This is a genomic window from Nocardioides sp. BGA-UO-ETr-FS32 (genome assembly GCF_059567905.1).
In genome coordinates, this window is sequence record NZ_JCAQOX010000016.1 from 146,230 (window position 1) to 158,839 (window position 12,610).

At 72.5% G+C, this 12,610-nt stretch carries 14 protein-coding genes; 9 read left to right on the forward strand and 5 right to left on the reverse strand.

Going from position 1 to position 12,610, the window contains the following annotated elements; genetic code table 11:
- Positions 1-109: 109 nt before the first annotated feature.
- Positions 110-1,999, reverse strand: a complete 1,890-nt coding sequence (gene sucB, locus AC57BS_RS18335) for a 2-oxoglutarate dehydrogenase, E2 component, dihydrolipoamide succinyltransferase (protein ID WP_496412886.1) — start codon at positions 1,997-1,999, stop codon at positions 110-112.
- A 30-nt stretch (positions 2,000-2,029) separates the two neighbouring features.
- Positions 2,030-3,406: a dihydrolipoyl dehydrogenase gene (gene lpdA, locus AC57BS_RS18340; protein ID WP_496412887.1), complete on the reverse strand. Its 1,377-nt coding sequence runs from the start codon at positions 3,404-3,406 to the stop codon at positions 2,030-2,032.
- Positions 3,407-3,574: 168 nt separating this feature from the next.
- Here lpdA and AC57BS_RS18345 point away from each other — a divergent pair, with 168 nt between their 5' ends.
- Complete coding sequence (locus tag AC57BS_RS18345; RefSeq protein WP_496412888.1) at positions 3,575-3,934, forward strand: hypothetical protein; 360 nt, start codon at positions 3,575-3,577, stop codon at positions 3,932-3,934.
- Here the strand turns inward: AC57BS_RS18345 and AC57BS_RS18350 are convergent.
- A complete protein-coding gene (locus AC57BS_RS18350; protein WP_496412889.1) occupies positions 3,931-5,436 on the reverse strand; it encodes a leucyl aminopeptidase in 1,506 nt (501 codons plus the stop codon). The two genes, AC57BS_RS18345 and AC57BS_RS18350, sit on opposite strands and share 4 nt — an antisense overlap.
- 66 nt (positions 5,437-5,502) lie before the next feature.
- Here AC57BS_RS18350 and gcvT point away from each other — a divergent pair, with 66 nt between their 5' ends.
- From gcvT to AC57BS_RS18365, 3 genes are read left to right on the forward strand one after another with little or no spacing between them, the layout of a single operon-like run.
- Complete coding sequence (gene gcvT / locus AC57BS_RS18355; protein ID WP_496412890.1) at positions 5,503-6,618, forward strand: glycine cleavage system aminomethyltransferase GcvT; 1,116 nt, start codon at positions 5,503-5,505, stop codon at positions 6,616-6,618.
- A 1-nt stretch (position 6,619) separates the two neighbouring features.
- A complete protein-coding gene (locus tag AC57BS_RS18360) occupies positions 6,620-6,871 on the forward strand; it encodes a hypothetical protein (protein ID WP_496412891.1) in 252 nt (83 codons plus the stop codon).
- 54 nt (positions 6,872-6,925) lie between these two features.
- Entirely contained in the window at positions 6,926-7,786 is an 861-nt protein-coding gene (locus tag AC57BS_RS18365; protein ID WP_496412892.1) for a hypothetical protein, read from the forward strand.
- 14 nt (positions 7,787-7,800) lie between these two features.
- Here AC57BS_RS18365 and AC57BS_RS18370 read toward each other — a convergent pair whose 3' ends face one another.
- Positions 7,801-8,799 carry a glycosyltransferase family 2 protein gene (locus tag AC57BS_RS18370; RefSeq protein WP_496412893.1) on the reverse strand — a complete coding sequence of 333 codons (999 nt, stop codon included), beginning with the start codon at positions 8,797-8,799 and terminating at the stop codon, positions 7,801-7,803.
- Between the two features lie 96 nt (positions 8,800-8,895).
- On the opposite strand from AC57BS_RS18370, the gene AC57BS_RS18375 reads away from it, so the two are divergent.
- The 5 genes from AC57BS_RS18375 to AC57BS_RS18395 are packed head-to-tail and all read left to right on the forward strand — an operon-like array spanning position 8,896 to position 11,790.
- Positions 8,896-9,663 (forward strand): class I SAM-dependent methyltransferase, encoded by a 768-nt coding sequence (locus AC57BS_RS18375; protein WP_496412894.1) that lies wholly within the window; start codon positions 8,896-8,898, stop codon positions 9,661-9,663.
- Positions 9,664-9,672: 9 nt separating this feature from the next.
- Complete coding sequence (locus AC57BS_RS18380) at positions 9,673-10,467, forward strand: thymidylate synthase (protein ID WP_496412895.1); 795 nt, start codon at positions 9,673-9,675, stop codon at positions 10,465-10,467.
- A gap of 9 nt (positions 10,468-10,476) precedes the next feature.
- Positions 10,477-10,971 (forward strand): dihydrofolate reductase, encoded by a 495-nt coding sequence (locus AC57BS_RS18385; protein ID WP_496412896.1) that lies wholly within the window; start codon positions 10,477-10,479, stop codon positions 10,969-10,971.
- Entirely contained in the window at positions 10,968-11,315 is a 348-nt protein-coding gene (locus tag AC57BS_RS18390) for a GntR family transcriptional regulator (RefSeq protein ID WP_496412897.1), read from the forward strand. The genes AC57BS_RS18385 and AC57BS_RS18390 overlap by 4 nt, the downstream gene beginning before the upstream one ends.
- A gap of 55 nt (positions 11,316-11,370) precedes the next feature.
- Complete coding sequence (locus tag AC57BS_RS18395) at positions 11,371-11,790, forward strand: NUDIX hydrolase (protein WP_496412898.1); 420 nt, start codon at positions 11,371-11,373, stop codon at positions 11,788-11,790.
- Between the two features lie 13 nt (positions 11,791-11,803).
- Here AC57BS_RS18395 and AC57BS_RS18400 read toward each other — a convergent pair whose 3' ends face one another.
- Entirely contained in the window at positions 11,804-12,604 is an 801-nt protein-coding gene (locus tag AC57BS_RS18400) for a nucleotidyltransferase domain-containing protein (RefSeq protein WP_496412899.1), read from the reverse strand.
- Between the last annotated feature and the right edge of the window lie 6 nt (positions 12,605-12,610).

The window sequence follows — 12,610 nt, forward strand, 5'->3', positions numbered from 1 at the left end:
GGCCTGTGGAAGAGGGTGGAGGAGAAGAGGGTGGACGCGACCGCGGGACCGCCCGGACGTACGACGACGCCCCGCCCGCGGGTGCGGACGGGGCGTCGACCAGAAGTCGTCAGACCTCGAACTGTCCTGCCTCGAGGCGCTTCTTGACCTCCTGGAGGAACCGACCGGCGTCGGCGCCGTCGACCAGGCGGTGGTCGTAGGTCAGCGACAGGTGGACCATGTGGCGCACCGCGATCGTCTCGCCCAGGTTGGGGTCGTCGATCACGACGGGCCGCTTGACGACCGCACCGGGACCGAGGATCGCGACCTGCGGCTTGTTGATGATCGGGGTGTCGAACAGGGCGCCGAAGCTGCCCAGGTTGGTGATCGTGAAGGTGCCGCCGGACAGCTCGTCCGGGGTGATCTTGTTGGTGCGGGTGCGCTCGGCCACGTCGGCGATCTTCTTGGCCAGGCCGGCGATCGAGAGGTCGCCCGCCTCCTTGACGACCGGGGTCAGCAAGCCCTTCTCGGTGTCCACGGCGAACGCGATGTTCTCGCGGTCGAAGTAGGTCACCTCGCCCTTGTCGGTGTCGATCGCCGCGTTGAGCTTGGGGTGCAGCTTGAGCGAGTCGATGGCGGCCTTGGCGAAGAAGGGCAGGTAGGTGAGCTTCACGCCCTCCCGCGCCAGGAAGTCGGCCTTCGACGCCTCGCGCAGGCGGGCGATCGCCGTGACGTCGACCTCCATGACCTGCGTCAGCTGCGCGGACTGCTGCAGTGACTCGACCATGCGCGAGGCGATGACCTTGCGCAGGCGCGAGAGCGGCTCGGTGGTGCCCCGCAGCGGCGACGGCGAGGCCGACGTCGGAGCGGCCGCAGCCGGGGGAGCGCCGGCCGCGGCGGGTGCGGCTGCCGGGCCGGCGGCGGGAGCGGAGGCGGCCTCCTGGGCGGCGGCAGCCGCGTCGAGGACGTCCTGCTTGCGGATGCGGCCACCGACGCCGGTGCCCTGCACCGAGCCGAGGTCCACACCGTGCTGGTCGGCCATCTTGCGCACCAGCGGAGTGACGTACGCCGTCTGGTCGCGGCCACCCTCGGAGGCGCCGTCGGCCGCGGGAGCCTGGGGCGACGGAGCCGGCGCGTCCTGCTTCGGCGCCTCCTGCTTCGGCGCCTCCTTGGCCTCGGGCTCCGGCTCCGGCTCGGGCTCCGGCTCGGGCTCGGGCTCCGGCTCCGGCTCGGCCTTGGCCTCCGGCTCCGGCTCGGACTTCTCCTCCGACTGCGCCGGGGCGGCGTCGCCGGAGCCGATGATCGCCAGCTCGGCCCCGACCTCGACGGTCTCGTCCTCCTCGGCCTTGATCTCCAGCAGGGTCCCGGCGACGGGGGAGGGGATCTCGGTGTCGACCTTGTCGGTGGAGACCTCCAGCAGCGGCTCGTCGACGGCGACCTCGTCGCCGACCTGCTTGAGCCAGCGCGTGACGGTGCCCTCGGTGACCGACTCGCCCAGCGCGGGCAGCGTGACAGCCGTGCCGGACCCGCCACCCGAGCCACCCGAGCCGCCAGACCCGGACGACCTGTCCGACGAGCCGCCGGACGCGGCCTGCTCGGCGGCGGGCTCGGACTGCGCGGGGGCGTCTTCCTTCTCGGACTCGGGGGTCTCGTCGCCGGCGGGGAGCTCGCCGGTGTCCTCGGCGACCTGCTCCTCCTGCTCGGCCTTCTTCTCCGACTCCTGCTCGTCCTTGGGCTGGGCCTCGGGCTCGGCGGCCTCGGAGGCGTCGCCCGCGGACTCGCCCTCCTCGCCGACCACGGCCAGGACCGCGCCCACCTCGACGGTGTCGTCCTCGTTGGCCTTGATCTCGAGCAGCGTCCCCGCGACCGGGGACGGGATCTCGGTGTCGACCTTGTCGGTGGAGACCTCCAGCAGCGGCTCGTCGACGGCAACCGTGTCACCGACCTGCTTCAGCCAGCGGGTGACGGTGCCCTCGGTGACGGACTCGCCGAGTGCGGGGAGGGTGACTTCGGAGGCCAATGTGGTTCCTTCGCTCGCGTTGGTTGGGTGTCAGGAGTGTGCGTGGAGAGGCTTCCCGGCGAGGGCCAGGTGGGCCTCCCCGAGCGCTTCGTTCTGGGTGGGGTGGGCGTGCACGAGCGGCGCGACGTCGTCGGCGTGTGCCTCCCAGTTGTAGATCAGCTGCGCCTCGCCGATGAGCTCGCCGACCCGATCGCCCACCATGTGGACGCCGAGCACCGGCCCGTCGACCAGGCCGACGAGCTTGACGAAGCCCTGGGTTTGGAGGATCTGGCTCTTGCCGTTGCCGCCGAGGTCGTAGGTGATCGTGGTGACCGCGTCGCCGTGCAGCTCGCGGGCCTGCGCCTCGTCGAGGCCGACGGAGGCGATCTCGGGGTGGGAGTAGGTCACCCGCGGGATGCCCGACTCGTCGATCGGGCGCGGGTCGAGACCCGCGATCTCCTCGGCCACGAAGATGCCCTGCTGGAAGCCGCGGTGGGCGAGCTGGAGGCCGGGCACGATGTCGCCCACGGCGTACACACCCTCGACGTTGGTGCGGCACCGGTCGTCGGTGAGGACGAAGCCGCGGTCCATCTCGACGCCCTGCTCGGCATAGCCGAGGCCGTCGGTGGCCGGGCCGCGGCCGACGGCGACGAGGAGCACCTCGGCCTCGATCACGTCGCCGCCCTCGACGGTGACGGCGACGCCGGAGTCGGTGGTCTTCACGCTCTGGAAGGGCGTGCCGGTGCGGAACGAGATCTTGCGCTTGCGGAAGGCACGCTCGAAAGCCTTGGACGACGCCTCGTCCTCGGCGGCGACGAGCCGCGGGAGGGCCTCGACGATCGTCACGTCGGCGCCGAAGGACCTCCACACGCTGGCGAACTCGCAGCCGATGACGCCGCCGCCGAGCACGATCGCGGAGGCGGGCACGCGGTCGAGGCGCAGCGCGTGCTCGGAGGTGATGACCTTGTCGCCGTCGACCTCGAGGCCCGGCAGCGACTTGCTGTAGGAGCCCGAGGCGAGCACCACGGCCTTGCCGGTGTAGGCGGTGCCGTCGACCGTGACCTCGCGGGGGCCGGTGAGGACGCCGGCGCCCTGGATCACCGTGATGCCGCGGGACTTGATGAGGCCGGTGAGGCCCTTGAAGAGCCGGTCGACGACCTTGTCCTTGTAGGCGTTGACGCCGGCCATGTCGATGCCGTCGAGGGAGGCTGTCACGCCGAACTGCGCGGCGTCGCGAGCCGAGTCGGCGACCTCCGCGGCGTGGAGCAGGGCCTTGGTCGGGATGCAGCCCACGTGGAGGCAGGTGCCGCCGAGGTTGCCCTTCTCCACCAGGCCGACGCTCAGGCCCAGCTGGGCCGCTCGCAGGGCGCAGGCGTACCCGCCTGAACCAGCCCCGAGTACGAGGACGTCGAACTCACCGTCCGCCACTGATTCCCTCCACACGCTCGACTCGCCCGACGATCACGGGCGCGTCCATCTTTGCACCAAACGCGCGCCTGTCCACACCGGGTCGGGTGGGGCCGAACCCGAGCCGAACCCGAGCCGAACTGCTCGGACGACGAGCGTGATGGGGATCGTCTGGGCAGAATGTCCGTCATGGGCATGTTCGACCGATTCCGCCGCAAGGCGCGCACCAGTGCTCCGGCGCGGGACGCCACCCGCACCGGCTCGACACGCGTACGCGCCTCCGACGGTGAGGACGTGCGCCACCTGGAGAACTTCGTGCGGACCCGGCAGGGGGTCGAGGGGTTCGTCGAGCCGCGCACCGCGGTCAGCGACGTGACCATCCTGCTCGTCGCGCACGACGGCGAGTGGACGCGCCGCCGGGTGCCGAGCGTGAAGTGGGCGCACGAGTTCGCCAACCGCCACCGCGTGCCGTCGTACGACGCGGCGGTCGTCGGTGTGCCGCAGCGGATGCGCGACTACAACCGGCGCAGGAAGGCCGAGGGGATCTAGGCCTCCGACAGGGCGCGGGCGTACTCCACGAGCGTGGTGACGCCGAACCCGGTCGCGCCGGAGGGGACGTGGCCGTACGGGCCGCCGAGGTTCATCTCCTTGCCGGCGATGTCGAGGTGGGCCCACGGCAGCCCGCCGGTGAACTCGCGCAGGAACGCCGCGGCGTAGAGGCCGCCGCCCCAGCGGACCCAGTCGTGCTGGAGCAGGTCGGCGACCTTGGAGCTGGTGATGCGCTCCTTCATCTCCTCGGGGATCGGCATCCGCCAGTGCTGCTCGCCGGCGGCCGCGCCGGCCGCGAGGACCGCGGGCACCTGGTCGTCGGTGCCCATCACGGCGCCGACCTTGTCGCCGAGGGCGAGCTGCATGTGGCCGGTGAGGGTGGCGATGTCGACCACGACGTCCGGCTCCTCGAGCACGGCCAGCGAGAGCGCGTCCCCGAGCAGCATCCGGCCCTCGGCGTCGGTGTTGGCGATCTCGACGGTGGTGCCGTTGTGCATCGTGATCACGTCGCCGGGCCGGGTCGAGGTGGCGGAGACCATGTTCTCGGCCATCGGCGCGAAGGCGGTGACCCGGACCGGCAGGCCGAGGCGTGCGATCGCGAGGGTCGCGGCGACGACGCTGGCGGCGCCGGCCATGTCGCCCTTCATGTTGGTCATGCTGGAGGACGGCTTGATGGTCAGGCCGCCGGAGTCGAAGGTGACGCCCTTGCCGACCAGGGCGAGGTGGGTGACGGCGTCCTGGGGCGCCCAGGTCAGCTTGACCAGCCGCGAGGGGGCGGCCGAGGAGTCGCCGACGCTCAGGATGCCGCCACAGCCCATCTCGGCGAGCTGCTCGTGGTCGAAGACCTCCAGCGTCACCTGGGGGGCGCCGCGGCCCTTGGTGACCTCCTTGTGCGCGGCTGTCACCAGGTCGGCCAGCAGCGGGGGAGTGCAGTCCCGGGGCGGGGTGTTGACCCAGTCGCGGGTCAGCGCGACGGCGTCGGCGAGGACCTCCGCGCGCTCGAGAGCGGCGACCGCCTCCGCCTTGCGCGCGATGGTGCTGAGGACGACGACGTCGGTCGGCTCGGTGGTCTCGGCCTTCGTCGACTTGTAGGCGGTGAAGGTGTAGCCGCCGAGGCGGTGGCCCTCGACGACGGCGGCGACCAGCTCGGGCGTCTCGCCCGGCAGTGCGAGGGCGACCGAGGCGGCGTTGGGCACGCTGCGGGCCGCGACGCCCGCGGCGCGGCGTACGGCGATCGGGTCCGTCGGGTCCTCGCCGAGGCCGACGAAGACCAGCAGGGGAGCGTTGACCTCGTCGCGGGTCGGCGCCTTGACCGCCTCGCCGGCCTTGCCGGTGACGCCCAGGGTGGACAGGAACGGGCGCAGGCGGCGGCCGTAGGCGGCGCTGACGTCCCCGGCCGCGTCGCACAGGCTCGGTCCCTTCGGGCCGGCGACGACTCCCACGACGACGGCGTCGGCTCGGGTCTTGGCGGGGCTGGCGCTGCGCAGCGAGTACGAGGTCACCCGGGCATGCTAGGGGAGTCGAGAGGTGGATCCGGACGCGAGGCACGCTGCGGTAGGTTGCGCGACATGGCCGGATCGCTGAAGAAGTCGCCCCTCCACGACCGTCACGAGGCCCTCGGCGCGAAGTTCGCCGAGTTCGGCGGGTGGTCGATGCCGCTGGAGTACGCGACCGGCGTCGTCAAGGAGCACACGGCCGTGCGCGAGTCGGTCGGCGTCTTCGACGTCAGCCATCTCGGCAAGGCGATGGTGTCAGGTCCCGGTGCCGTCGACTTCGTCAACGCGACGCTGTCCAACGACCTCGCCAAGATCCGTCCGGGCAAGGCCCAGTACACCCTCTGCCTCGACGAGTCGGGCGGCATCGTCGACGACCTCATCGCCTACTGGCACGACGACGAGCACGTGCTGCTCATCCCCAACGCCGCCAACACCGCGGAGGTCGTACGCCGCCTGCAGGCCGAGGCTCCCGAGGGCGTGAAGGTCGTCGACCACCACGACGACTACGCCGTGCTGGCGGTGCAGGGCACCCGCTCCGACGACGTGCTCGACAAGGTGGGCCTGCCGAGCGGCCACGAGTACATGTCCTTCGTCGAGGCCGACCTCGCGGTGGGCTCGGACACGGTGGGTGTCGTGGTGTGCCGCACCGGCTACACCGGCGAGCGCGGCTACGAGCTGGTCGTGGCCAACGACGCGGCCGGTGAGCTGTGGGACCGGCTGATGGCCGCGGGGGAGGAGTGGGGCATCGCCGCGTGCGGCCTGGGCGCGCGCGACACCCTCCGCACCGAGATGGGCTACCCGCTGCACGGGCAGGACATCAGCCTCGACACCAACCCGGTCGAGGCCGGACTCTCGTGGGCGGTCGGCTGGAAGAAGGACGCCTTCTGGGGCCGCGACGCGGTGCTGCGGGTCAAGGAGGAGGGCCCCCGCCGCCGGTTGCGCGGGCTCGTCGCCGTCGGGCGCGGCATCCCACGCCCCGGCATGGGCGTCACGCTCACCCACGACGTACCCCTCGCCGACATCACCTCCGGCACCTTCTCGCCGACCCTCAGGAAGGGCATCGGGCTCGCGCTGATCCCGACCATGGTCGCCGAGGACGCGCAGGTGGGCGTCGACGTGCGCGGACGGCGCGAGATCTTCCAGCTGGTCAAGCCGCCCTTCGTCGACACCTCGGTCAAGGAGTCCTGACGTGCTGCCCGGCCAGCCCCCGACCTTCCGCCAGCCCTCGGCCGCCGAGCGGCCGTGGTGGTGGCGCCTCGAGGACGCCGCCGGCGAGCCGGTCGAGGTGGCCGGTCACTCCGACCAGCGCTTCTCCTCGCAGGGCGACGCCGAGTCGTGGGTGGGGGAGATCTGGGCCGAGCTGGCCGAGCACGGGGTCGCCGCGGTGACGCTGTTCGAGCACGACCGTCAGGTCTACGGGCCGATGTCGCTCAGCGCCTGAGCCCATCCGTCGCCCGCGGCGGCTCCGAAGGACGGGTCGAAGGAGGCGGTGCAGGTGGTCGACCAGTCCGACTTCGCGCGCTACGTCGACGCGCGGTGGCCCGACCTCGTCGGAGGTCTCGAGGACGACGGCCTGGCGGCCGACGACGCGCGCCTCGTGGTGGCCGAGGTGCTCCTGGCCAGCCGGCGCGGATGGGACCGCCGCGTCCGCGAGGAGCAGGTCGACGTCGTGCTTTGGTCCGAGGTGCGTGAGCGGGCAGGGCTGCCCGCGCGACCGGGGGAGCCGGCGCCGCACGCAGTACGCCCCCGCGACCCGCGCGACGGGCCGGAGGCATGGCTGGCGGAGGCCGAACGGCTGCGCGCGGCCCGACGCCGCCGGGGAGTGAAGCGCGGGCTCGCCGGCGCAGCGCTCGCCGCGGTGCTGGCGGCCGGCTGGGCCTGGTGGGCCGCACAGCCGTCGCCGCCCGAGGTCCGTGAGGAGGCCAACCCGCTGCCGGTGGTCTGGTACGCCGAGGGGGAGCTGCACCTCGAGGACGTGGTCGTCGATCTGCCCGGGGTGGACGCGTTCGTCGTCGACGGTTCGGGTGCCGTGGTCCGGCTCCGCTCGGGCGAGGTCGTCCGGGTCGGTGCCGAGGGCGATGTCGAGCCGACCGACGAGGCGCCCCGCGACCTCGACACCCTGCCGAGCCCACCCCCGGTGTCCGGCCTCGGGAGGTACGACGTGCTGGTGCAGAGCGTGCCCCTCGCCGACGGTGGCTGGGCCCACCTCATCGACTCCTCGCGCCGCGACGGGGCGCTGGACGCGGTCCGGCAGTCCGAGTCGGGTCGGCGCGCCGTGCTGGTCTGTCGCACGGTGTCGTCGTGCGATGCGCCGGTGACGGTCGTCGGGGGTGCGGGCACCATCCGGTTGCGCTGATCGGTCGCGAAGCCTCAGGAGCTCGGCCACCGGGCGGTCAGTCGAGAAAGCACCCAGCGATAGCCGTGGGCCAGCACCAGGCTGCGCGCCATGGTGCGCGTGTCCCCGGCGAGGCTCAGCGCCTCCAGCGCGAGGCGCCGCCCCAAGACATGGTCGCCGGAGGCGTGTGCGATCTCAGACCGGCGACTGAAGAAGTAGGCGAGCCGGCGCCGGACCACGCGCATCGCCTGGGCGCTCTCGGCAGGACCGGCGGCGGTGTGCGCGCTGATGTGTGCGAGCGCCTTGGCCTGAACGCGGATGTAGCAGTCGAAGCGCGCGGCTGCCGCCCGCGCCTCGACCACGTTGCTCAGCCCCGCACCGACCCGCTCACGGGTGAGATCGACCAGCGCGGTGTTGACCAGGGCGATGTCGTAGGTGCTCACGAGGTCGTAGAACAATGCCGTGTCCTCACCGACCACCAAGCGTTCGTCGAACCCGCCCACCTCCTCGAGCAGCTCGCGACGGACCAGCAACGACTGCACGAAGGGGTGGTCCGTGGACCGCGTCATGAACTCCACCGGCGTGGGGTAACTTCGACATGCGTCCACGGGCAGGTCGGGGTCCAGGTCGGCGATGCCGTCGCGCCGAACGTCGTCTTGGCAGACGGCACCGGTGAAGCACACCTCACTCCCGGTCATCGCCAAGCACTGCAGCTGCCGCTCCAGTTTCGTGGGCCGCCACGCATCGTCGGAGTCCAAGAACGCGACCCAGTGGCCGGTGGCGAGAGCGATGCCGAGGTTCCGGGCCGAGCTCACCCCGGCGTTGTCCTTGCGCACGTAGCGGACGGCCGAGTGGGCGATGGCGTCGACCACCGACTCGGTGTCGTCCGTCGACCCGTCGTCGATCACCAGCACCTCGTGTGGCGGCGTCGACTGCTCGAGCACGCTCATGATCGCGCGGCCGACGCAGTGGGCGCGGTTGTACGTCGGGATCACCACGGTGACCGTGTTGTCCGGGCGCACGTCGCCTCTCACGGCGTCAGTATGTCTGCTCGTCCGCCCGGCCGGGCGATATCGGCCATGTGCCTGCCTCGGTGTTCGCGCGATCCTCCGGGCACTAGCCTCCTCGCCGTGGCTGAGGCGTTGTGGACGGGTGTGGCTCGGGCGTACGCGCGGAGCTTCGCCGGGTTGTGCGCGGGCGCGATCCCGACCCTGGTCGCCGGCCTGCCGCGCGGCAGCCGGCTGCTCGACGTGGGGTGCGGCCCGGGCGCGCTGGCCGAGGCCGCGCGCGAGGCGGCCCACGAGGTCGTCGCCGTGGAGCCCGATCCCGAGATGGCCGATCTCGCCGGTTCGCGGCTCGGCCAGGAGGTGGTGGTCGCCGGGCTCCCCGACCTGCCCTTCGCCGACGACGGCTTCGACGCCGTGGTCGCCAGCTTCGTGCTCAACCACGTCGACGACCCACGGGCCGGTGCGCGGGAGCTCGCGCGGGTCGGCGCGCCGGGCGGCTTCGTGCGCGCCTCGATCTGGGGGAGCACCCCGCCACCGCAGGCGACCATGTGGAACGCCCTCCTCGATGCGGCGGAAGCCGCGCGCCCGCCGTCGCCGCGACTGCCGGCCGATCGCGACTTCGAGCGCACGCCCCACGGCCTCGCGGGGGTGCTCCGTGAGGCCGGCCTGGCCGTGACGCACGCCGGCACCGCGTCGTGGACGTGGCGGGTCACGCCCGCCGACCTGTGGGCCGGGCTCACCTCGGTCGGCAACTTCGGCGTCCTGTGGGGTGCCCAGTCCACGGACGTGCAGGCCCGCCTGCGCACGGCGTACGACGACCTCCGGACCGGGGACGAGTTCGCCTTCGCCGTCGAGTGCGTCGTCGCCGAGGCGCGGGTGCCGAGGTCGTAGAGTCGTCCCGTGCGCGCCTACCTCGACCTGCTCCAGCGGATCCTCGACGAGGGCGTGGAGAAGACCGACCGCACCGGCACCGGGACGCTGAGCGTCTTCGGCCACCAGATGCGCTTCGACCTGTCCGAGGGCTTCCCGCTGGTGACCACGAAGAAGGTGCACACGCGCTCGGTCTTCGGTGAGCTGCTGTGGTTCCTGCGCGGCGACACCAACGTCAAGTGGCTCCAGGACCGCGGCATCACGATCTGGGACGAGTGGGCCGACGACAACGGCGACCTCGGCCCCGTCTACGGCTACCAGTGGCGCTCCTGGCCCACCCCGGACGGGCGCCACGTCGACCAGGTCGCCCGCCTGGTCGAGGGCATCCGGACCAACCCCGACTCGCGGCGCCACATCGTCTCGGCGTGGAACGTCGCCGACGTCGACGACATGGCGCTGCCGCCGTGCCACACGCTCTTCCAGTTCTACGTCGCAGACGGTCGCTTGAGCTGCCAGCTCTACCAGCGCTCGGCCGACACCTTCCTGGGCGTGCCGTTCAACATCGCGTCCTACGCGCTGCTGACGCACATGGTCGCCCAGGTGACCGGCCTCGAGGTGGGGGAGTTCGTGCACACCATGGGCGACGCCCACCTCTACCTCAACCACGTCGAGCAGGCCCGGCTCCAGCTCTCGCGTGACCCGCGCCCGCTGCCGAGGCTGGTGCTCAACCCCGACGTCACCGAGATCGACGGCTTCGACCTCGAGGACATCGCCGTCGAGGGCTACGACCCCCACCCGGGCATCAAGGCGCCCATCGCCGTCTAGGAGTGGTGCATGACCCGTCCCGACCAGCGGGTGGTGCTCGTCGCCGCGCACGCCCGCAACCGCGTCATCGGCAACGGCCCGGACATCCCGTGGCGGCTCCCGGGCGAGCAGGCCCAGTTCAAGGAGCTGACCTGGGGGCACACGCTGCTGATGGGGCGCACCACGTTCGAGTCGATCGGCCGCCCCCTGCCGGGGCGTACGACCATCGTGCTCACCCGCCACGCGGGCTGGACCCACGACGGCGTACTGGTCGCGCACACCGTCGAGGACGCGCTCGCGCTCGCCGCGTCCCAGCCGGGTGACCTGATGGTGGCGGGCGGCGGCGAGGTCTACGCCGCGCTGCTGCCCTGGGCAACCCACCAGGTGCTGACCGAGGTCGACCTCGAGCCGGAGGGCGACGTGCACTACCCGCAGTTCCCCGCAGGGGAGTGGGTCGAGACCGCCCGGGAAAGCTTCGACGGCTACGAGCGGGTCTGGCTCGAGCGGATGGACCCGGCGGCGTGAGGCTCTCGGTCGATCCCGCCTCGGGCGTGCCGCCCTTCGAGCAGGTACGCGACGGGATCCGGTCCCAGGTCGACAGCGGCGTGCTCGAGCCGGGCCACCGGTTGCCGCCGGTGCGCACGCTGGCCGCGGAGCTCGACCTCGCCGCCAACACCGTCGCCCGGGCCTACAAGGAGCTCGAGGCGCTCGGGGTCGTCGAGACGCGCGGACGGGCGGGCACCTTCGTCTCCGGACGCGGCGTGTCCCGTTCGCTGCGCGAGGCCGCCGCGTCGTACGCCGGCACGGTGCGGTCCCTCGGCGTCACCGACGCCGACGCGCTCGAGGCCGTACGCCGGGCGCTGGGCTGAGCGCCTCGGTCGGCCCACCGTGGGGCAGCCCCGGGCGCCGTGCCACAGTCGTCCCGTGGAGACACCGGGCACGGACGACGACAGGCACATCGTGGTCGCGGCGGTCGCCCTGGTCCGCGACGGGCACGTGCTGACGGTCCGCAAGCGCGGGACGCAGCGCTTCATGCTGGTCGGCGGCAAGCTGGAGCCGGGGGAGTCCGCGCGTGACGCGGCGCTGCGCGAGACGTACGAGGAGGTCGGGCTGCGCATCGAGTCCGCGACCCTGATCGGCGAGTTCCACTCCGAGGCGGCCAACGAGCCCGGCCACACCCTGCACTCGACGGTGTTCCGGGTGGAGTCGGACGAGGAGCCGGTCGCGTCCGGCGAGATCGCCGAGGTCCGCTGGACGCCGCTGCGCGACCACCCCGACGACCTGGCCCCGATGCTCGAGCACCACGTGCTCCCGGCGATCCTCGAATCCTCCACCGACCGCTGAACGGGCGGGTGCGCTAGCTCCCGGGCCGGTCGAAGATCGCCAGGTCGCGACCCCACCCGTCGACCATGTCGGTGGTGCGCGTGTGCCCGCGCACCGCGTCGTACGCCGTGCAGGCGGCGCGGACGCGGGCGAAGGTCTCCCGCACGGCGGACGCGTCGCCGTCGAGCGTGCGCTGCACCAGTCCGAGCAGGTCGTCTGCCCCCCAGCCCTCGAGCGGGTGCTCGCGCAGCTCCCAGGGCAGGTACTTGTTGTAGGGGCGGACCCGTCCGGCCATCGCGAAGACCACGTCGAGCAGCCACGGCACGGACTCGGCCGCGTCGAGCCGGGCCTCGACCGCACGGCTGTCGCGGTCGTTCTTGAGGGCGCGGTAGGCGAAGTTGACCCAGCCGTCGAGCCGGTCGTGGTCGATCAGCACGGCGTCGGCCTCGTCGGGCGACAGCGTGGCCTGACGGCGTACGGCGTCGGCGAGCTCGCCGTCCGTGCGGTCGAGCAGGACCGGAGCCCACGCGTAGGACCAGCGGTACCACCAGTACTCGGTGCCGAACGGTGCGACCGTCGTGACGTCGGACCAGGCCTCGACGATCTCGTCGACCTCGGGGGACTTCGCGGTCGAGCGGTCAGCAGCGGCCCGGTCGGTGAGCACGACCATGACGTCGAGGTCGGAGAGCCCGGTGGCGCAGTCGCGGGCCGCCGATCCGCTGAGGACGAGGCCGAGCAGGTCGTCGCCGTGGGTCGCGTCGTTGCGCACGGCCAGCGCCTCGATCGTCTCTCGTTGGGCAGGTGTGAGCCAGGCGGGGAGGTCGAGGGCGGGCACGGATCT

Bases quoted from the DNA above. Each gene is read 5' to 3' on its own strand.
- AC57BS_RS18345 (WP_496412888.1), top strand. From the start codon at position 3,575: ATGGGCATGTTCGACCGATTCCGCCGCAAGGCGCGCACCAGTGCTCCG.
- gcvT (WP_496412890.1), top strand. From the start codon at position 5,503: ATGGCCGGATCGCTGAAGAAGTCGCCCCTCCACGACCGTCACGAGGCC.
- AC57BS_RS18385 (WP_496412896.1), top strand. From the start codon at position 10,477: ATGACCCGTCCCGACCAGCGGGTGGTGCTCGTCGCCGCGCACGCCCGC.